A 20,198-nucleotide genomic window follows, 5' to 3' on the forward strand; every position below is an offset into this window, starting at 1 on the left:
GTATGAGTCAAGAAATAATAAATAATTATTTGACCGAGGAATTTAGTGGAGCTATTTTGGGTGATAAAAGGCTGACAAATAGGTTAATAAAGATAGCTGATAATTTTGCAAATATACCTGAAAGCTCAATTAATCAAGCATGTGGAAATTGGGCAGAAACAAAAGCAGCATATCGTTTTTTTAAAAACGATAATGTTAAGGAATCAAAAATATTAGAAGCCCATATTGCTAAAGCAGTAGAAAGAATCAAAGAGCATGATAAAGTTCTTGTTATACAAGATACTAGTTATATCACATATACTAGTCATAAAAAAACTACTGGATTGGGTGTGTTATCAAGAAAAGAGGGAAAGAATGTTAAAAATATTGAATGTAAAGGTCTGATAATGCATACTGCCTTTGCGGTTGCTACCAATGGATTAGCACTTGGGTTGTTGGATCAAAAGATTCACAATAGACCAGCAGTGCCTGAAGAAATACAACAGTTAAAAAAAACTAGTCATGGTAATGCGGTACATATTAAAGATAAAGAAAGTATGAAGTGGCTTAATGCATTACAGAACACTATTAATGCAACGAATAATAGTAATACCCAAATTATAACTGTTTGTGATAGAGAAGCTGATATATATGATTTTTTTGAATTGGCACAAGCTCAGAAATCTAAAGTTTTAGTTAGAGCTGCACAGGATAGAGAAATAAATAAAAAGTCAAAATATTCCAAAAAAGATAGACAATATTTGTGGAAGGTAGTATCGGGTTTCCAGTGTGCTGGAGAAATAGCAGTTAAAGATACTAGTCAAGAAAATAAAGCTAATAGGATTAGACATTTGGAAGTTAGATTTGGAAAATTTATAATGAATCCTCCTGTAAACAATGTAAGACATAAAACAGAAACATTGCCAAATTTACCAGTATATGCCATCAATGTTATTGAGCGTCGTCCCCCTAGTGGAACAACACCATTAGAATGGATGTTACTAACCAATATAGTTATCAATAATTTTGAAGAAGCTATAGAGAAAGTAAGATGGTATTGTTTAAGATGGAGAATTGAAATTTTTCATAAAATTTTAAAATCTGGATTTAGGGTTGAACAATGTAGACTTGCAACAGGAGAAAGATTAATAAAATACTTGACAATCATGAGCATAATTGCTTGGAGAATTTTTTTTATTACTTTAATTGGCAGAACTAATCCTAATCTACCATGTAGTGTAATATTAGCTGAAGAAGAATGGCGAGTTTTGTATGTAAAGATACACAAAGCAGCTCCCCCTAATAATACAATTCCTACAATAAAAAATGCTATAATATGGGTTGCTAAATTGGGTGGGTATTTAGCAAGAAAAAATGATCTAGAGCCTGGTCCTATTGTATTGTGGAGAGGATGGCAACGGTTATTTGATCTAGTTCAAGGTTATCAATTAGCTAACTCTAATATTTGTGGGTAATAGTAAGGTTCTGAGAGGGGCTGAAGCTGCAATGCTTCAGTCTACTCACCCTTATGTTCGAACTAATTCGGGATTTATGTACATGGCGGCAATTATAGATTGGCATAGTAGAGCTGTGTTGAGTTATAAATTGTCAAATAGTATGGATGTAAGTTTGGTAACTGAAGTATTGCGGGATGCACTTAACAAATATCCTGCACCGCAGATATTTAATAGTGATCAGGGCAGTCAATATACTAGTCATGAACACATTGAAATTTTACAAGAGCATAACATTAAAGTTTCGATGAATGGTAAAGGAAGAAGTATTGATAATATAATAATGGAGAGATTTTTCCGAACTTTAAAATATAATTGTATATTTATTAATGATTTTAAAGATGTTAAAGAGCTAAAGCGTGGTATTGATGATTACATCAATCACTATAATTATAGAAGATTTCATTCAAGTATTGGTTACAAAAAGCACATGAATGTCTATCTAAATTCTATGCAAAATTATGAACAAATTGCAGCTTGAAAAATGCAAAAATGGGAAACAAAATTATTATTTTTTTTGTCTTGATTTTTCAGTCCAGTATCCTCCTTGAGATTATAATCTAGTGTGATTACTCTCACTAAAAACTTAATAATAGTCGAAATCTAGAATTTTTAATACCTTAAATCAATAAATTTTTGTTATTTGACTGTAAGTTACCTAATTGAATGGCGTAATTTTAGTCATTAATGATAGAATAATGACTAAAACAAGTTAAAAATATATAATAAAGTGGAAAACTATTTAATATCGATGCCACAAAAATTAGGAAAGCCGTTAATTGGTAAATACAAAGGTCTTTATCGATATAGATACGGTGACTACAGATACTTTATGAAATTTAGATAAAAGATAATTGCTCTTTCGAAACTCGCTTGTGCTGAGGGATTTGAAGGAGACGCGGAACGCAGAACCGCAGCGTACTCTAATGTACGTGAGGATTCGAGTACCGCATCGACGTACAAATCACCAGTAGAAGTAGAGTTTCGAAAGAAGTCTATTGATTTGTATTATCAGTAATAGGTAGTAGGCTACTTATAACAGTTGGTAAGAAAATAAAAAATCTAATAATTGTCGGTGGTGATAGATGCCAATTTTATTTTTAGCATTTGTTATATGTTTTTCTGCAGTTCTGTACGATATGCCTAGTCTAGCTGCTATGTGCTTTTTAGGAAAGCCAAGAGCTGCAAGTGTAAGACATTCCATAGCTCTTTGAGTAAGAATGAAAGACTTGCCTAAATATTTTACGTTAATTTTAGTTGTTTGCATAATATGGTTATTTTAGTTAGTTGCTTAAAACCCTTTCAGGAAATAATTCTGCCAAGCTATTGGGGCTAAAAATTTTTACGTATAAGTTATTGTTGTGTAAGTTTTGGCAGTATGAATTACTGCATCTTATACTACCTAGAACTAGGCTAACATAAAGACTTACAAGACTAATAAACTGTTCAAAAGATTCAAAGTGCCTAAGGTAATAGCTAATAATTTCCGGACTATTAGTTGATGGCAAAAAATAAAACCCTTCAATTTTATCTTTGGTTCTTTGGTAAATGACAAAACTGTTACATGCTTGCTGACTGTAGAATTGTATTAGAGATTGGTAGCTAAGATTTTTGTTTTGGCTATTGTCAATATTTTTGGTGCAAAAATTCCGGGTACAGAAACCCATAGTTGTGCCATTGCTTAAAAATTGACGATAGCCAAATTCTTGAATCTGTAAGTTAAACGTACCAGTTAATTGGTCAATCAGTTTTGCTTGTAGTACATTTTTTACTAAACCAGTAAACACAACTTCATTGATTAAACACTGGTTCATTAGCCGCTCACTCATTGGATATTTAATCATTTTTTTACCATTTTGTTCATGCTTACTCTCACTATTTTTGTAAATTTCATTAGACTTCTCGCATAATACTACTTCTGCTGGTGATTTAGACAATGAGTCTAGACTCAAATCCGTAACAGAATTTGAGTACGCTGCGGATTGAGGTTCTGAGTCTCCGTCAAATCCTTGCACAGAAGCAAATTCTGCAAGAAGTCCATTAACTGGCTTCATTGAAGCAAGCTGAGGTTGAGATTTTTCTAAGGTAGTTTTGTTCATAATTTTTACTCTAATTGCCTTTATTAATCACAGTATGACAAGGTTTTTTTATAAAACAATAGGCTTTTCATTGCATGAAATGGTCTTTTGTATAAAAAAGAAAGACTAAAACAAAAAAATAATTTAAATTATTTCATATTGTGAAATTTATTTTATCAAATGCACCTTTAACTTCCACTTACTACTACCCTGCCTAACAGTAACGTTTTATCTCTGGGGTGAAATAAGCAAATGATCTTGGGTGTTGAAGTTGATGCAGGCAAATGCGAGCTACTACTTGCTCGATTTTTTGGTAGATAAAATCTTTGCTAATACCACTTTCTAGCCATTCTATAAGCAACGACGCATCTACTGGTAAAACCATATCGTGCTTATTGAACAACCCTTGTAGCTTTTGAGTTAGTTCTGCTATTTCGGTTTTTGCTAATTTGGCAATCACTGGTGACTTATCCACAAGCCTATCATCATCCTCTAATCTTATATCAATATAATTATCTTTAGACGCGCGTGCGCGTGGTAATACGATCGTATTACGGTCGTATATACGTTCGTATATACGGTCGTATCATTAGAGGGGGTATCTTTTTCCCCTGCAGATTCGATCAGTTGACTACGATATTTCTCCCATCTCTTTGCTATATTCAAGGAATTTTGTTGTGATACTTTTATGAGTTTTTGGCATTCGTTTTTCAACTCCAAATGTGTAAAGGTTTTATCAGAAAAAATGAAAAATTTTTGCAAAATTTTTTTATAATTTTGCCATTTTTTTAGCGAAATATTTAGAAAATGTGCTAATTTTTGGTCATTATTTGGCAATTTTCCACCACTTATCCACATATGTTCAAGTAGTCTAATGTAAATTCCTAATTCATCATGTCTAAGTAAATTAGTGCCATGAAGAAAAGATGATAGAGAAAAGGGTTTGCTCTTAGATTTTAACATAATAATCTCCTATAATTTTAGATAATTTAGCTGTAAAAACTCATAAAAAAACTCTCAAAAAATGGCAAAAAAAAACTATACGAGCGTATAGATCAAAAAAAAACCTAAAAAAATGCAAAAAAAATCCCAAAAAAGTTATAAAAAAATCCAAATTTCACCTCTTATCCACAGGGTAAAAAAACTTATCCACGTGATATCCACATATTATACACATATTCATCCACAAATTAATGCACGGATTTTGTGGATAACTTTTATCACTTAATACCTATAATTAAGAAGATTTTATTGATATTTACAACTAATAATAACCTTGCTATTTCGCTTAGCTATAAAACATATAATCAACTTAAATGATTATATGTAATAAAAATAACAACCTAGAAGTACAATGTTATAGATAAGCTAGTAAATATAAGATTATTCTCTACCACTTAACTAGCTTAAGTAATTGGTCGATAAAAATAGAGATTTATAACGAACTGATAGTATTAATAGCTAAAATCTATTTCAGGTTTGGGAGGGTTCTTTTTATTTTTTAATTCTTCTTCAAATATTTGGTCAGAAAGCTTAAAAAAAATGTTGGCATCAACTGCTCCCTTAGTAACCGTGTAAATTTTGATCATAGCTTTAGGTCCAGGTATTGTTTCTTCGTAGACATATTTATGTACTAAACTTTGATTCTTACCTATCATTTTAGCAAATTCTCGTACGGACACTTTAGACAGTTCTAACCATGTGAGTAATTTCATAACGATTAGCATTAATATTTAATCCTTACTAACAAAACACTATTAGTTGTCTAAATACAAAGAATTTAAGAAAATTTTTCAAATCATGAAATTTTTTTATATATAAAACCAAATAAGACAGGAATTTATCAGTTATAGATCATTTCACGTTATGAAATGGCTATTGTAAATCAAAAAAAAATAGTTAACAGTAATATAAAAACAGTAGGACTAAAAGCTTAACAACAGGGGAATATTATGCAAAATGCTTATATACAGCAGATGATAAAAGAAATAGACAGAGATAAACGTTCGTCTGAAGAAATTTACACAGCAATTGTTAGCAAACTAACAATTATGTCTAAAGGTAAACTTACAGACCAAGAACTTCACACAGCAGCTAGAAACCTAATAGGTTTTTGTCAGGAGATTACCGATTATAAGATAAAAAAGTAAAGGGATGAGCAAAGTAAGATGAAATATGATTTAAAAAAAGCCCATATTTAGACTTAGAGCGTAATAATTTAAAAAACTGATTTTCCCTACCATAAGAACACTAAAAAGCCGTGTAATAGCCTTAAAAGAGCTAAAATAATAGTTTAATAACAAACCAACTGATGTAGCACACTACTACGTGTCAGAACAATTTATTTACAATAACCAAAAATTATTAATACTAAAAAAATGTTACACTTGGCTCTAATACTGAAGGAGATGGGGTAATTTAATAATAATTCAACTTGACTTGTGCGGTGCTTGATATATCTCTGCTCTTTGAGTACATACTACTTTCTAATTAAAGCAAAATTTATTATCTAAGGAGAAAATATGACAGATAAAGCAACAAAATCAATAATTTTAGTTCGTGTTTCAACAAGGGAGCAAGAAGAAGGGTATTCAATTGAAGCTCAAAAATATAGATTAGTAGAATATTGCCAACGTAAAAATCTTGAAGTTATCGAAACTTTTGAAATTATCGAATCTTCAAGCAGAGGTGATCGCAAACAATTTAAAAAGATGATCAAATTTGCTAAAAGCCATAGAGAAACAATTGCTATAGTTGCTGATAAAGTAGATCGAGTACAAAGAAGAATCTCAGAAATTTCATTACTAGAAGAACCAATAAAAGCTGGTAAGATAGAATTACATTTTAGAACAGAAGGTTACATAATAGATAAAGATTCTCAGTCTCATGCAAAGCTAATGTGGGGGATGAACGTATTGATGGCACAATCTTACGTTGATAGTTTAAGTGATAACGTTAAAAGAAGCCTAGATCATAAATTGCGTAAAGGAGAGTGGATAGGACCAGCCCCTCTTGGTTACCTAAATAGTCGAGATGAAAGAGGAAACAGTATAGTAATTCTCGATCCTGTAAGAGGTTCTATCATAAAAAAACTCTTTGAAGAATATGCAACAGGAATGTATACTCTTAATTATTTGACTGAAAAAGCTAAGGAGCTTGGTCTTAGAAGCAAAAACAATTGCTACGTCAATAAAACAGTAGTGCATCGAATGATCCAACAACCATTTTATTACGGTGAAATGAGAGTAAAAGGAGAGATGTGGTCACATGGTTACCAAGCAATTATAACAAAAGAGACTTTTATGGCATGTAAAGATGTACGTTTAGGGTGGAAGAAGAAGCCTTTTAAATATGGTGGTAAGGATTTTCTTTTTAGAGGATTAATCACCTGTGCAGTAACTGGTAAAGTTGTAACAGCTGAAACTCACAGCAAAACATATTCAGATGGCAAAGTGGACGAATGGACTTATTTAGGTACATGGGATTCAAAGAATCCAAACAAAAAGATTTATGTAAGAGAAGATGAGGTTTTAAAGCAGGTAGAAGAGGTTTTTAAAAGAATAGGTATAAGAGACCCAGAAATGCTAAAAGAGACTCTAGCCTATTTAAAAAACACAAATGAGCTAAAGAAAGATGAGCATGGGCAAGCAACAGCTACTTTAAAGAAAGAACATACCGAAAATGAGAATAGATTAAATTCATTAATAGATTTGCGACTCAATGGAGAACTTAGCACAGAAGAATTTCAAAGAAAAAAACAACAATTAAAAGATCGCCAATATGAAATTGCTCGTTTAATTAAAGTTTATGAGGAAGCAGACGATAAATTTACTGATACCGCTACAACGCTAATAACTCTAGCATCTGAAGCCTATGAAACTTTTAAAGGTTCTGAAATGCCCCAAAAACGCAAAATGATAAATTTCGTATTTCAGAACCTCAAACTAAGGGGCAAAAAACTTGAGACCTCTCTACGTTTCCCGTTCGATATTTTTGAAAAAACGACAACTTGTACCGAATGGCGGGGCGTAGTGAACAATTTCCGAACCCAGTCAGATACCAAATTGCTTATTATACAAGTGCTGACGCTCTATTATTAGAGCTTCGTTACCTCATATTCTAACTCCATATTTTTTCCACAAAATGCCATCGAAATTTTTAATATTTGTTTTACATGTGAATGCTCTTTTATTTTACTATCATATTTTTTATTAATAATTTGTTGTAAGCCAGATTTGGCTATTTGAGCCAAATCTTCCGAAGATTTAGCTACCTTGTACTCAACGATAATCGCATTATCTCCCCTGCCAACTATAGAGGTTAATATATGATCACACCTACCATGCCCAACCTCTCTATTTGACTCTATATTATATCTGGTAGTAAGAGGGGCTAGTAACCCGCCTACTAGATTATGGTAATCCTTTTCTTCAGTTAAGTCATGATAGCTAGTTGATCCAAGCAGATATGATTGCAGTTTCTCGCCAAATTTGTCGATTTGGTGATTGGTTAATAAATCAATGAAATTATCATATTCATTCATTTTAATGTTTAACTTTTTAGTAAACCATTGAATCACCCGCTCTACATAAATATTACGTACTTCTCGATTTGGTATGCTTAAACTATATCTAGGATCTTCTTTATTATCATTAGCTAATAGCGGGCTAAGATAGCCAGCGAATAATAATAAACTATAAAATACATTATAGTTATCGCTAATGTCAGCAAAAGAAATTTGTTTATACACCTTCTTAACTATAGATTTTCCTTCTAGCAATGTATTTAAGTCTTGTTGCATCTCATCGGAAAGCAGCACATGATCAATCCAACCAGTGCCGCCACTATCAATCCAGTAATGGTCAAGCTCACCTTGTCTTGATAAACATTGCATAATTGACCATGGATTATAAATGGTTTCTCCGCCAAAATTATACCCATTATACCAATTTTTAATTTCTTCTGGATTAGTTTTAAGCGGTACTTTAGTTAATAATTCATCAACTTCCACTTGAGTAAAACCGTAACTACGAGCAAATTTTTTATCTAATAGACTACATTCAGTTAAATTATTCAAATCTGAAAGCAAATTAGCCTTAGCAATCCGTAATATGCCAGTAATAACGCCTTTTTGTAATGAATCATTGGTTTTAAGACTATTACCAAATATTGCACGAAATAGTTTAAGTACCTGATTAAATTCTTCTTTATGACCAAATTCCACATAGGAACTATTAATTGGCGTATCATATTCATCAATTAATATGTAAACTTTTTGATTAAAATGTTTATAAAGTAAATCGCTTAGAAATTTTAAACTATTCTCAAGCTCTACTTTGTTAAATTTTCCAGAAAAATATCTAGTTAATTGCTCTTTTTCCGCTTCTTCCAATAAATATTCTTTCTCACTTACATAACGTTTTAAATAACGATAATTACTAAATAGTCTAGTTATTTGATAGCTGATTTTACTTTCAATTTCTTCATAACTACTACCCCTAATTCCCTTAAAACTTATAATAATAACTGGAAATTGACCTTGACGTTTCATAGAGTTTGCTACATTAGCAATTTTTAATGGCTTTAGTTCTTTAGTCTCATCAAATCCTAAATCCACTTCTCCTCCGCTAAACAGCTTATGATTAACTCTTTGTTCTTGCGGCAAGGGTATCCCATGCTCATCCACCTCTATCTCAAAGAATCTCCGCACCATATCCATATTCAAGCTCTTCCCCCACCGCCTTGGACGGGTGATGAGTGTTACATCTCCAGCATTAACCAATAGTTCTTTGATCATTAAACTCTTATCAACAAATACGTTGCTATTAAGCAATAATTTCTTAAAATCATCAGTACCAACTAACATACTTAGCTGATCATCAACATTATTTTTTTCTTCTGTCATTGTTTTCACGTGTTCCTTCTAACTATAATATTATTATACTCCTTATTTTATTATCCACTAAGAGGTAATTAGCAAAATTTTTATAATTTTTTGTTTTTTTATAAACAAATAAACTGAAACATAGTGACAACATATTATATTATGCTGCGATCGACAAAATTTTTATTGGTTTATTTTGACAATAGACAAAGGATGCATCAAGCTTTGGATTATAAAACTCCAGAATGTGTATATTTTGAAAAAAATATTGTATAAAAACAACAATTTAATTTTTGTGAATTATATCTCTATTTATCTAAATTTTTGTCTAGACAAAGGGAACCACCTTATCTCCAGTATCAAGCAATAATTCTTTGATCATTAGACTCTTATCAACAAATACATTGCTATTAAGCAATAATTTCTTAAAGTCATCAGTACCAACTAGCATGGTTGGTTGATAATTAGCGTTAATTTTATTTTTTTCTTCTGTCATTGTTTTCACGTGTTTCTTCTAACTATAATATCATTATACTCCTTATTTTATTATCCACTAAGAGGTAATTAGCAAAATATTTTATAATTTTTTATTTTTTTATAAAAAAATAAAATGAAATATAGTGACAACATATTAGGTGTTAAATGGTCAACCTTACGTAATTCAAGAGGATTAAATGCTTAACCGAATACCATTGACGTTTCCGATATCCCCCAAAGTTCAATTGATATTATATCCCGCCATGGCCTAAATTTCCTGTAGCTTCCATAATTTTTTGTATAGGCTATGTTTATTACGAATTAATGTATTATGTGTGCCTTCTTCAATCATTACACCTTTATCTAAGACAATTATCCTATCCATATGTTTTAAAGTGGATAAGCGGTGGGCAATTGCAAGCACAGTCTTTCTTTTATCTTGAATTAGGAAGTTAAGGCTATCTTGGATAAAACGCTCAGTTTGACTATCAAGTGCAGAAGTTGCTTCATCTAAGATAAGAATAGGTGCATCTTTTAGAATAGCTCTCGCTATTGCCACCCTTTGCCGTTGTCCACCAGATAATTTGATACCTCGTTCTCCAACATAAGTATTATACTCTTCTGGCAATGTTGTAATAAATTCATGGATATGTGCCTTTTTGCTTGCCTCAATTACTTCTGCATCAGTTGCTTCCTGTTTTCCATATCTAATATTTTCCATCAGGGTTCGATGAAATAACAAAGTATCCTGAGGGATTACCGCGATGTTTTGTCGTAATGAGTCTTGAGTAGCATCGTCAATATTTTGTCCATCTATCAAAATTTGACCATTTGTAACTTTAAAATAACGTAACAAGAGATTAATAAGTGTTGATTTGCCACTACCAGAATGACCGACTATTCCTACCTTCTCACCATGACTAATAGAAAAAGTTAGCTCTTTAAAGATCAGTTCTTTGTTATAACCAAAATTTACATTTTTAAATTCAATAATAGCTTTATCAACTATTAGCGGACTTGCACTAAGTTTATCCAAATCTTGCTGGTTGATAGTAACTATTGACAACGCACTTTTTAAATCACCCATTGATCTAGTAAAATCCTGCAATGAAACTGTTGCATTCCAGATATCGTCTGCAACAACCAAGACAATACCAAAAACAAAAGCAAAATCTCCAACAGAAATTAAGCCATGTATTCTTAAATACAGCATATAGAATAGAATAAAACCAAACAAAACAAAATAGAAGCACACACCTACTATTTGAGTCTTAAAGTTATATTTGTATACTTTTAGCTGTTTGGGAATAAAATCATTTAATATATTATTATCTAGTGCCTTTAATTCTCTTGCCCTAGAAGCAAAAGAAAAAAGCGAAATAATATTAGTAATTTTATCTGCAATCTGCCCAATTATAAAATGCTTACTTTCGGATTCTAAGCAAGATAGTTGGTTTAATTTAGTTGAGAGTTTATACATAATTGGTACGTAAAAACTACACCATATTAGTACAAATATGCCAAGATTTGTGTTAACAAGACTAAGGGTACAAAAATTCACAACACATTTAAGAAACTTTTGCAGCAATCCGTGATGCATTTCCGCCCAAAATTTATCATACCCATCCAAAATACCTTTGATTTTGCTGCTTATGGCTCCTGTAAAACTTTCTTGGAAGAACAAATAAGAATGGTGCTGAACATAGTCGTATGATTGGAGCAATATAGAACGTCGCACATAAGGCTCAGCCTTCCATTCTGCTATGTCACCGATACGCCACACCAAAGGTAAAATCACTTGTGCAGACGTGAATATTATAATCGGTAGTAAAACTAACTTATAAGTTAGATTCTCTTGTGCTACTATTGTATCAAGAAATAATTTAATCGCATAATAATTGGCAGACGGGTAAAAACTACTTATAGTAGGGGCAAGTAGCATAACCAAGTAAAACCATTTATATGGTTTTATATGTTGCCAGAAAAATGCAATAATGTATTTATTTTGCATAAGTTATTTTTTGTTTAAGAATTAGAATAACTAATTTTAACCTGAACTTGATATAACAAATTATTCCAAATTCGGTTATACTCTTCTGCTTTAAAGAATTGGCTCCACAAAACTTCGGGACATTCGCGTCTTATCTTCCAGATGGAGAGGAACAAAAATTATGCTACGAGACGGGATTAGTATGAGGTACAATGTCTAAAAAATTAAATTTTCTTTACTGACTACATGTTATAATTTGCAGATTTTACCATTTGGGGCATTTTGAGATCAAATAAATTAGCTATAATCAACAATATGTTTTCTTATCGCTTCGTGGCTCAGGAGTAGTACCTTAGCAATCTCTACATTACTATACCCATCGTCATACATCAAAACTGCCTTAATACGATCACATATCCGTCCGTCTCGTTCTGTCTTATGACGTTCCTTCAACTTTTCTCTTTGTTCTTCTGTCAATACATTCTTGCTCATAATGTCATATACTCTATAATATCTCTCCTATCTTTGCAACCCTTCATTTATGAGTAGTATATCAGGGCGATTTAAAAGTCGCAACTTTAAGTTGTCATAACCTTAAATAGTTTGTGTCTATAATTATTAAAATTTTCTCTGGTTTCAGTAATTTTGTTTGAAAATAAAGTTATTACAGAAATAGTTATTGTCCGGAGTAATGACATTACCAAGGGAGCCTTTCCTATACTTATAGTTGACTTATCTTCCCCAAAAACTGTATCTTTGACCCAATTTAAATTATTCTCACATGACCAATGATTCTTATTGAACTTTAGCAAGCTCTTTGGATTAAACTCGCTTCCGAGACTTGTTATCATAAACACATTCTCTTGTTCATAGCTATTAGTTTTATTTTTCTTATCTCGCTCTCGGCTAATTTTACATATTTGTTTGATGTGCCGAAAGCCGTTCAGATATTCAAATGGCATATCAATTACCTCAATTTTTCTTCTCTCTATTCTCCCATGTTGTAAATCGGTATTTTCTTCAAAACTCCTGACTTCTTGCCCTTTTTCTGCTATTTCATCAAAAACTTTGCTGCTATAATAATGCAAATTAGGTTCATTACTTTTCAGAGTAAAAGCAAATTCTCCTTCTTGTTTAACAACTTCTTCACATATATCTTCATGACAAAATGATGCATCTGCTGTCACAATTTTTCCCTTAATATCGTATTCTGATAAAAACTCTAGCATAGAACCATACTCGTTTTTATTTTCTATTTCTATAAAGCCAGTAATAGCTTTAAGCTGGCTACTAAACCCAGTCAAAATTTGCCTTTGCTCTTCTTTCCCATGGCTATTGCTACCACACAGGGTTTTTCCATCAATATGAATAACATCATAACCTATGTTCTTAACTTGGCATATATATTGGATTAGTTCTAATATCACTTCCCTTAAACTCTCTGGAGAAATTTTACGGATAATTAGTGTTAAATTACTATAGCAAAGTGCTTTATTCCTATTAAAACCTAACATTACCAATTCTTTTGGGCTAAAACTTTTAGCAAATCTAGAAATAGATTTTAAATTATTTCTATTACTTAATAAACCTACTACTATAAGTTTTATAACACTCGCTGCACTATATCTCTTACCACGAGCTTTTCTAAAATCTTTGACTTTTTCTAGAGATAAAGATATACTCATAATGCTCCGTTATTTATAGTTGAAAAATCTTTAACGGAGTACTTATACTATTATCATCTATTATATTCTAGATTTTTCTTTACTTTCATCTAATTTTTTAAAAATTTTTAATCGTTCTACATATTAGCCAGAAATAATTAACGTTCAGGCTACAATCCTTGCAATATAATCATTACAACGGCAAAATATTATCCAAACTTTTCAAGCTTATACCAAATATTCTTACTACAATTCTATCACTTTCCCTTCTAAACCCAAGCTAATATTAGATTATAACTCCAACAGATATTTAATCTTTAGTTGCGACTTTTAAATCGCCCTGTTTTTTATACTCATCTTGTACCCAATCTCCTCTAGCGTAAGAGCCAAATAAAATAATCATCGCAATCTTATGCTTTGATACATTTAGAATTTCTCTAACAATATTATCAAGTCTTTCTTGAATTATCAGGGAGCGTTCAGGTAAAACAGTTTTCATATATTTGTAATGCAGCTATCTATAATGTAGATTACTACAATCAGCATAGATATTGCAAAAAGAATTTTGCAAATTCACCTATATACAAGAAATCTTTTCTATAATATTTAAGATTTCATTTGAGTACCGTGATATTGTTGCAAGCAAAACATGATATTTCTTGGTGCAATAGATACCTTTTTAATTGCATCAATATTATTTACTATTTTGTAACAAGGTCTATGAATTACACAAGCCCAAACTCCCTTATGAATCATATACTTCATAGTTCTCACCAACAATAGTACATGCATTTTTCTGCGGTATTGCTACTTGTATTAAGCTCAAAATTAAGTAGGATTTTACCATTTCTTCCCTCGGATTCTGCCATAATAACAGCTTCTGCAATTTGATCTATATTGTACTCAGTATCTATAGGCATTTTTATATCTGCCATAACAAAACTCTCTATCATTTGTTTAAATATTTGCTGTCTATAGCTTACTGGTTTACTATACACCCAATCTCGCAAATGATAAAATTCAAATTGTACATTTTTCTCCATTGCGTCAGTAAAGAAAGAGGCTGGAAGTTGTTGTCCAGACATTAAACCATATTGCAAGAATTTACCACCAGGATTAACTGCTTTTAACAGTGTTGCTCCTGCATCACCACCAATTGCATCTAAAGCATAATCAACCCCTTTGTTATTTGTAAATTTTAAAATAGCCTTAGTAATATCTTCTTCGTTTGAGTTAATCACTTTCTTCAAACCAAGTTGTTCCAGTTTAACTTTATTCTCAACACTCCTTACAATTGAAATCAAATCAAAACCCAAGCTTTTAGAAAAACCAGCAATAATATGTCCACAAATTGAATTTCCAGCATTTATTACAAGAGTGTCACTTTTATCAATTTTTAATTTATCAACTAACATTAACCAGCAAGTAAGAGGGTTAATATATAATTGTGCTGCTGTTCGATTATCAATTTCATCAGGTATTAAAATAGCTTCTTGAGTTGGAATAATGTTATATTCTTGCCAAGTACCTTTTCCTTTTAACGCCAGTACCCTTTTACTAATTAGGTGATTATTATTAGCATTACCAGCAACACAAACAGTTCCAACTCCTTCAAAACCAGCTATTTTAGGGAACTCTACTCTGTCAGGATATCTTCCTCTAATAGTTAGTAAGTCCGAAGGATTAATAGCACATGCATGCATTTGAACTAATATTTCATTATCCTGAAGTGTTGGTATTTCTAATCTAACAATTTTTAATACCTCAGACGGATTACCAAACAAATTATACATGACTGCTTTATAGGTTTGGGGTAGGTTAAAATTCTTCATAGTCAATTTCTCACTCCATTTTCTATTTAATCTCTAAATTTTAAAAGATGAATATTTTAAAAATTATACCCCCTGTTTTTTGTTGTGGCTTTCTAGAGTCTCAATTAACAGCTCTTCTACTTGATAACTAATATTTTCATTGTCAAAATCTGTGAAATCTATTATTATTTTGCTTGTAATTTTATTATTAGACCCTAGAAGTCCCACCAGTGTTATTGCCCCATTGTCAGTAATATTGTTATAGCTAAGGTCTATTTGGCTGATGGTTCTATTAGTTTCCAAAGCTTTAACAAGCTGGACAATCCCAACATCACCAATATCATTATTATTAAGAGATATTTTCTTTATAGTGTTATTGTTTTTTAGAAGTCTTGCTAATATGATTGCTCCTTTATCAGTAATATTATTGTTACCAATATCCACTTGCTTTACAATTTCATTATTTGTTAGAACTCCTGCCAGTATATCTGCTCCCTCATCACCAATATCATTGCCTCTAAGACTTATTTGCTTTATGGTTTTATCATTCTCTAGAAATTCATCTAGTATGATTAGCCCTTGAACCCCAATGTTGTTATATTCAATATCTATATTAATCAAACTATGATTATTCTCTAACAGTTCGATAAGCAGACTTAGTCCCTCAAGGTCAATATCGTTGTCGCAAAGACGTATTGCGGTTATAAGCTCATTATGTTCTAAAACTTTGCCAAGTATTTCAATTCCTTCTAAACCTATACGAACATCGATAAGTTCTATATAAGCTATATTATTGCTCTGCAAAACTTCTCTAAGTATTTGTGCCGCAATATTAGTGATATTATTTATTTTTTCATTTATTAAATTATTTTGTTGTTGATCTTTAACATCGTTAGTCATAAAATTAACTCCTATTTTGCTTATAGAGAATAGACACTGAGGTTAGATTTAAAAATTTTGCGATTGTTGCTTCTAATCTCAGTGTTCAACTACACCACGTAGTGTCATCTTCACAGATATCCTCATTAATCCTAGAAGTACACCTTTTTGCTCATAATTAGTGATTTTTTATAAAATTTATTATTAGTAGTGTTGAACTGGAGACAGTGGCTAAAATTATTAAATTCTTCTACCGTACTAGTTGTGCTAGATACCTCACTATCTTGCCTACTACCATCTGCTAAAATAGTTAAATCTTGGACAGAACTTTCCTTAACATTTTCTGTTGTTAAATCTTCTGCTACTAATTGTTTACTTATCTCTCTTAATTCTGGATTTGCTTTAATCTTTGCGGCATTTTCTTTTAGTATTTGCACATTTGTTAATTTTAGCTTCGAATCTTTTATATACCACGCTGTTCCTTCATGGATAGTCGGTATTAAATCAATTCCTCTTGCTTTATGCGATAAATGCGATACCTTAGCTAAATGACCATATTTTTCTAAATATTGGTTGATGAAATAGGCTACATTTTCCCGATAATAATATAAAGAATTTCTTCTTCCCCAATCACGTCCTTTCTCACCAAAAATTACTTCGCCATTTTCTAAACGTAGTAGTTTTCTAGTAGTCATCTGAATGTGAACATGAGGATTATTTGGATTGTCATAATGAATGTTTATATCTGCTATCATGCCATGGCTAACTAGGCACTCAGAAGCAAAGTGTTCGGTCAGTTCAGTATTCTGTTGTTGAGTTAATTCTTTTGGTAAGGCTATGGTTAGCTTTCTAGCGGTTTCAGCATTTTTTCTTGTTTCGCTACTTTCTGCTTTATTCCATAATTCTTGTCTATCATACACCCAACTAGGAGCATCATTTGGAGCTAGAATTATGCTATGAGCGAGTCCTTTTCTACTGGTAAAATTATAGGTAATAGTGCGTTTTTCTCCTGTTTTACGGTCAGTTGTAAAAAACTGCAATTTACTTCTTGAAATATAGCTACTTGCTGCAACTGCATTTTGTCCTTTGCTTCTTCGTACTTCTGATTTATTACAGTGATATATTGCCATTGCTATTACCGCTATAAGCTGTAAGTTTTGGGTAATAGCAATGACAAAAACTGAATCTTTGAGGGCAGGCAAACTAGGTAAACCTAGTTTGCCCAAGTGCGGGTAGAGGGATTCTAAAAGCAAATGCTAAAACCTAACTTGTAACTACATAGTTTATTTTATTGGCAAGCTTTATATAGGCAGCAGAATGCTCCTTAAGTGGGTTGTTTAGGTAGGGTAGGTGGGTGAAGAAAAGAGAGGTAAAAAAAGAAAATGGTTTATCTAAAAAATAGCTATAGGTGGAAAATATTAATTGATTGTAAAATAAACGAACTGTATAAATTTAAGAAAAAGTATCTATAATTTTATTGAACTGGTAGTAAGTTGAAAATATTATAAATTACTTTATTAAAAGTAAGCTTTTTGTAATAATAACTCAAACGTGAAAATTGGTTAGAAAATTTAATAAAAATACTTCTTTGTTTAAAAAGGCAAAAAATTACAGATATATTGGAAATATTTAATATTTTTGTAATAATATAAAACTGCTTGACAAGGTAGATTGAACTCGTACAAGACTCCTTTTGGGTTGGTTATTTTAGATTTTTTATCTGAAATTTGCTAAGGTAAGTAGAATTGGCAATGACGTCAATAAATTTGCATTTCAGTTAGTCTTTAAGAAAATAACAATATCAAGACTAACTGAAAAAGTAGTGGGGTTTTTTCTAGTTTATAGTTATACCATCAGTTTCTATATAGTTGTTCTCTAGATTTTCAATTAATAACTCTAGTTTAGGATCAATATTATTAAGATTAACATCATAATTTTCATTGTCGCCAAAACTCACCATTATTTTGCTGACAATATTTTTATTACTTAGAATTTTTACAAGTTTCTCTGCTACTTTACGACTAAAAATATTGTGACCAAGTGTTATTTCGGTTAGAGTCCTATTAATTTCTAAAGCCTTGAAAAGTTGTAAAGCCCCCTCATTACCAATATTGTTACCATTAATATGTAATCGCTTAAGGGTTCTATTATTTGCTAAAAATTCAGCCAATATTATTGCTCCTTGTTCACCAATATCATTATGTTCAAGGTCTATTTCGTCCACAGTATTATTATACTCTAACGCTTTAACAAGGTACTTTACTCCTTTATAGCCAATATTGCTTTCACCAAGATTTATGTTGGTTACAGTCTCATTATACTCTAAATCTTTACTAAGTATCTCAGCTCCTTTTGGCCAAATATAGTTTCCAGCAAGATTAATATGGGTTATAGTATCGTTATACCGTAACATACTACTTAACGACTCTATTCCACAATCCCCTATATCAATATCTCTAAGATCTAGGTATTTTACAGAGTTATTACGTTTTAAAACCCTAGCAAGTTCCCTAGCTCCCCAATTTCCAATATGATTTTCACTAAGGTTTATTGCTGTTATATTATTATTGTTCTCCAAACTTTCCGCAAGCCTAAATCCTCCATTTTGAGCAATATGATTTGCTGCTAGCTGTATTTGACATAAATTTTTATTTATTTTTAGAACTTTGGCAAATCTAATAGCCCCCCTACTAGTAATCTTGTTGTGGCACATATCTATGTGACTTACAGCATTATTGTTTTCTAGGGCTTCAGCAAACCTATGCATACCTATATCACCAATTTTGTTGTTGCTTAAATCCACTCGGGTTACTGTGTTGTTGTTTTGCAAAAACTTCGCAACTATATTGACTCCCTCATCGTCAATATTACTATTACGAAGATTTATGTGGGTTAGTGTTTTATTCTTTTCTAATGCTTTGCTAAGTAGCTTGATACCACCACTACTACCAATATTATGTTTGCTAAGATTTAAGTAAGTTAATTTTTCATCAGCTTGTTTTAGTGCAAAAGAAATATCACTTGTTAATTTAATTTGTTTATTATTTTGTGGTTGATTTTTAATATTGGTCACCATACAATTAGCTCCTGTTTTTTTCTTTTAGAAAATAGTGGCACGGGGGTTAGATTTTAAAAATTTTCTGATTCTTTGCTTCTAACCTCGGTGCTTGAACACCACACCACGTGGGTCACTACTAATATATTACCCTCATCACTAACAGAGTCCAGAGAAGTTTTAGCACCTAGGGTGTTTTTTTATAAAATTCGATAAGTCTGCGGTAAAACGGAGACAGTGGGTAAAATTATTGTTATAGTTAGGGGCTAATTATTTTAGATTTTTTATCTGAGATTGGTCAAGGTAAGTAAGCTCGGTAATGACGTCAATAAAACCAATAAATTTGGATTTCAGTTAGTCTTCAGGAAAATAACAATACAAGACTAACTGAAAAAGTAGTGGAATCTATATCTAGTTTATATTTATACCATCAGTTTATCTGTAGTTATCTCTTAAATTCTCGATTAATAACTCTGATAGTGTAGAATAATTATAATTAGAATTAATATAATCGTAATTAATATCATAATTTTCGTGACCGAAAAAACTTATCATTATTTTGCTGACAATCTTTTTATTCTGTAGACTTTTTACAAGCTCCTCTGCCTCATGATGATAAAAAAAAGCGTAACCAAGCGTTATTTCGGTTAGAGTCCTATTAAATTCTAAAGCCATGCAAAGTTGAAAAGCCCCATTAGCACCAATATTATTATCATTGAGATGTATTCGCTTGAGAGTCCCATTATTTGCTAAAAATTCAGCTAGTATGTCTGCTCCTTGATCGCCAATATCATTATGTGCAAGGTTTATTTCGTCCAAAGTAGCCGAGTAACCAACTCTCATTACTGAGAGTCAGTCCTCTAAGAA

Annotated in this window: 20 protein-coding genes; 4 read left to right on the forward strand and 16 right to left on the reverse strand. The window is 31.5% G+C overall.

What is annotated here, in order from left to right; translation table 11 throughout:
* Positions 1–2: 2 nt before the first annotated feature.
* Complete coding sequence (locus tag AAGD29_RS00150) at positions 3–1,454, forward strand: IS4 family transposase (RefSeq protein ID WP_341757292.1); 1,452 nt, start codon at positions 3–5, stop codon at positions 1,452–1,454.
* 31 nt (positions 1,455–1,485) lie between these two features.
* Positions 1,486–1,974 (forward strand): IS3 family transposase, encoded by a 489-nt coding sequence (locus AAGD29_RS00155; RefSeq protein WP_375332096.1) that lies wholly within the window; start codon positions 1,486–1,488, stop codon positions 1,972–1,974.
* Between the two features lie 552 nt (positions 1,975–2,526).
* Here the strand turns inward: AAGD29_RS00155 and AAGD29_RS00165 are convergent.
* The 5 genes from AAGD29_RS00165 to AAGD29_RS00185 all read right to left on the reverse strand — a co-directional run bounded on the left by AAGD29_RS00165 (position 2,527) and on the right by AAGD29_RS00185 (position 5,286).
* Entirely contained in the window at positions 2,527–2,760 is a 234-nt protein-coding gene (locus AAGD29_RS00165; protein WP_341751283.1) for a helix-turn-helix transcriptional regulator, read from the reverse strand.
* A gap of 16 nt (positions 2,761–2,776) precedes the next feature.
* A complete protein-coding gene (locus tag AAGD29_RS00170) occupies positions 2,777–3,592 on the reverse strand; it encodes a hypothetical protein (RefSeq protein ID WP_341751284.1) in 816 nt (271 codons plus the stop codon).
* Positions 3,593–3,785: 193 nt separating this feature from the next.
* Entirely contained in the window at positions 3,786–4,046 is a 261-nt protein-coding gene (locus tag AAGD29_RS00175) for a hypothetical protein (RefSeq protein ID WP_341758062.1), read from the reverse strand.
* Between the two features lie 23 nt (positions 4,047–4,069).
* Positions 4,070–4,534: a DUF1376 domain-containing protein gene (locus AAGD29_RS00180; RefSeq protein ID WP_341758063.1), complete on the reverse strand. Its 465-nt coding sequence runs from the start codon at positions 4,532–4,534 to the stop codon at positions 4,070–4,072.
* Between the two features lie 491 nt (positions 4,535–5,025).
* Entirely contained in the window at positions 5,026–5,286 is a 261-nt protein-coding gene (locus AAGD29_RS00185) for a hypothetical protein (protein ID WP_341751286.1), read from the reverse strand.
* Positions 5,287–5,523: 237 nt separating this feature from the next.
* Between AAGD29_RS00185 and AAGD29_RS00190 the strand changes: the two genes are divergently transcribed.
* Together AAGD29_RS00190 and AAGD29_RS00195 are read left to right on the forward strand one after the other, a co-directional pair.
* Positions 5,524–5,721: a hypothetical protein gene (locus AAGD29_RS00190; RefSeq protein WP_341758064.1), complete on the forward strand. Its 198-nt coding sequence runs from the start codon at positions 5,524–5,526 to the stop codon at positions 5,719–5,721.
* A gap of 372 nt (positions 5,722–6,093) precedes the next feature.
* Complete coding sequence (locus AAGD29_RS00195) at positions 6,094–7,671, forward strand: recombinase family protein (protein ID WP_341758065.1); 1,578 nt, start codon at positions 6,094–6,096, stop codon at positions 7,669–7,671.
* Here AAGD29_RS00195 and AAGD29_RS00200 read toward each other — a convergent pair.
* From AAGD29_RS00200 to AAGD29_RS00250, 11 genes are all read right to left on the reverse strand, one after another.
* Entirely contained in the window at positions 7,668–9,476 is a 1,809-nt protein-coding gene (locus AAGD29_RS00200) for an AAA family ATPase (protein WP_341758066.1), read from the reverse strand. The genes AAGD29_RS00195 and AAGD29_RS00200 overlap by 4 nt on opposite strands.
* 307 nt (positions 9,477–9,783) lie before the next feature.
* Complete coding sequence (locus AAGD29_RS00205; protein WP_341758067.1) at positions 9,784–9,951, reverse strand: hypothetical protein; 168 nt, start codon at positions 9,949–9,951, stop codon at positions 9,784–9,786.
* A gap of 249 nt (positions 9,952–10,200) precedes the next feature.
* Positions 10,201–11,943: an ABC transporter ATP-binding protein gene (locus tag AAGD29_RS00210; RefSeq protein ID WP_341758068.1), complete on the reverse strand. Its 1,743-nt coding sequence runs from the start codon at positions 11,941–11,943 to the stop codon at positions 10,201–10,203.
* 276 nt (positions 11,944–12,219) lie between these two features.
* Entirely contained in the window at positions 12,220–12,414 is a 195-nt protein-coding gene (locus tag AAGD29_RS00215; protein ID WP_341758069.1) for a hypothetical protein, read from the reverse strand.
* A gap of 86 nt (positions 12,415–12,500) precedes the next feature.
* Positions 12,501–13,607, reverse strand: coding sequence for an ISAs1 family transposase (locus AAGD29_RS00220; protein ID WP_341757404.1), 1,107 nt, complete (start codon positions 13,605–13,607; stop codon positions 12,501–12,503).
* Positions 13,608–13,896: 289 nt separating this feature from the next.
* Positions 13,897–14,085, reverse strand: a complete 189-nt coding sequence (locus tag AAGD29_RS00225; protein ID WP_341758070.1) for a hypothetical protein — start codon at positions 14,083–14,085, stop codon at positions 13,897–13,899.
* 271 nt (positions 14,086–14,356) lie between these two features.
* Positions 14,357–15,418: a zinc-dependent alcohol dehydrogenase family protein gene (locus AAGD29_RS00230; protein WP_341758071.1), complete on the reverse strand. Its 1,062-nt coding sequence runs from the start codon at positions 15,416–15,418 to the stop codon at positions 14,357–14,359.
* Positions 15,419–15,481: 63 nt separating this feature from the next.
* The gene (locus tag AAGD29_RS00235; protein WP_341758072.1) at positions 15,482–16,297 is read right to left on the reverse strand and encodes a hypothetical protein; all 816 of its coding nucleotides are present in this window, start codon (positions 16,295–16,297) and stop codon (positions 15,482–15,484) included.
* 131 nt (positions 16,298–16,428) lie between these two features.
* Positions 16,429–17,478, reverse strand: coding sequence for a MobA/MobL family protein (locus AAGD29_RS00240; RefSeq protein WP_341758073.1), 1,050 nt, complete (start codon positions 17,476–17,478; stop codon positions 16,429–16,431).
* A 632-nt stretch (positions 17,479–18,110) separates the two neighbouring features.
* On the reverse strand, positions 18,111–19,352 hold the full coding sequence (locus AAGD29_RS00245; protein WP_341758074.1) for a hypothetical protein: 1,242 nt from the start codon (positions 19,350–19,352) through the stop codon (positions 18,111–18,113).
* A gap of 414 nt (positions 19,353–19,766) precedes the next feature.
* Complete coding sequence (locus tag AAGD29_RS00250) at positions 19,767–20,174, reverse strand: hypothetical protein (protein WP_341758075.1); 408 nt, start codon at positions 20,172–20,174, stop codon at positions 19,767–19,769.
* Positions 20,175–20,198 lie beyond the last annotated feature (24 nt).

Source organism: Candidatus Tisiphia endosymbiont of Ditula angustiorana, assembly GCF_964026425.1.
In the GTDB taxonomy this organism is placed as follows: Bacteria; Pseudomonadota; Alphaproteobacteria; order Rickettsiales; family Rickettsiaceae; genus Tisiphia.

Excerpts from the sequence above, each read along its gene's own strand:
- AAGD29_RS00150 (WP_341757292.1), top strand. The coding sequence starts at position 3 with ATGAGTCAAGAAATAATAAATAATTATTTGACCGAGGAATTTAGTGGA.
- AAGD29_RS00155 (WP_375332096.1), top strand. The coding sequence starts at position 1,486 with ATGCTTCAGTCTACTCACCCTTATGTTCGAACTAATTCGGGATTTATG.
- AAGD29_RS00165 (WP_341751283.1), bottom strand. The coding sequence starts at position 2,760 with ATGCAAACAACTAAAATTAACGTAAAATATTTAGGCAAGTCTTTCATT.
- AAGD29_RS00170 (WP_341751284.1), bottom strand. The coding sequence starts at position 3,592 with ATGAACAAAACTACCTTAGAAAAATCTCAACCTCAGCTTGCTTCAATG.
- AAGD29_RS00180 (WP_341758063.1), bottom strand. The coding sequence starts at position 4,534 with ATGTTAAAATCTAAGAGCAAACCCTTTTCTCTATCATCTTTTCTTCAT.
- AAGD29_RS00185 (WP_341751286.1), bottom strand. The coding sequence starts at position 5,286 with ATGAAATTACTCACATGGTTAGAACTGTCTAAAGTGTCCGTACGAGAA.
- AAGD29_RS00190 (WP_341758064.1), top strand. The coding sequence starts at position 5,524 with ATGCAAAATGCTTATATACAGCAGATGATAAAAGAAATAGACAGAGAT.
- AAGD29_RS00195 (WP_341758065.1), top strand. The coding sequence starts at position 6,094 with ATGACAGATAAAGCAACAAAATCAATAATTTTAGTTCGTGTTTCAACA.
- AAGD29_RS00200 (WP_341758066.1), bottom strand. The coding sequence starts at position 9,476 with ATGACAGAAGAAAAAAATAATGTTGATGATCAGCTAAGTATGTTAGTT.
- AAGD29_RS00205 (WP_341758067.1), bottom strand. The coding sequence starts at position 9,951 with ATGACAGAAGAAAAAAATAAAATTAACGCTAATTATCAACCAACCATG.
- AAGD29_RS00210 (WP_341758068.1), bottom strand. The coding sequence starts at position 11,943 with ATGCAAAATAAATACATTATTGCATTTTTCTGGCAACATATAAAACCA.
- AAGD29_RS00215 (WP_341758069.1), bottom strand. The coding sequence starts at position 12,414 with ATGAGCAAGAATGTATTGACAGAAGAACAAAGAGAAAAGTTGAAGGAA.
- AAGD29_RS00220 (WP_341757404.1), bottom strand. The coding sequence starts at position 13,607 with ATGAGTATATCTTTATCTCTAGAAAAAGTCAAAGATTTTAGAAAAGCT.
- AAGD29_RS00225 (WP_341758070.1), bottom strand. The coding sequence starts at position 14,085 with ATGAAAACTGTTTTACCTGAACGCTCCCTGATAATTCAAGAAAGACTT.
- AAGD29_RS00230 (WP_341758071.1), bottom strand. The coding sequence starts at position 15,418 with ATGAAGAATTTTAACCTACCCCAAACCTATAAAGCAGTCATGTATAAT.
- AAGD29_RS00235 (WP_341758072.1), bottom strand. The coding sequence starts at position 16,297 with ATGACTAACGATGTTAAAGATCAACAACAAAATAATTTAATAAATGAA.
- AAGD29_RS00245 (WP_341758074.1), bottom strand. The coding sequence starts at position 19,352 with ATGGTGACCAATATTAAAAATCAACCACAAAATAATAAACAAATTAAA.
- AAGD29_RS00250 (WP_341758075.1), bottom strand. The coding sequence starts at position 20,174 with ATGAGAGTTGGTTACTCGGCTACTTTGGACGAAATAAACCTTGCACAT.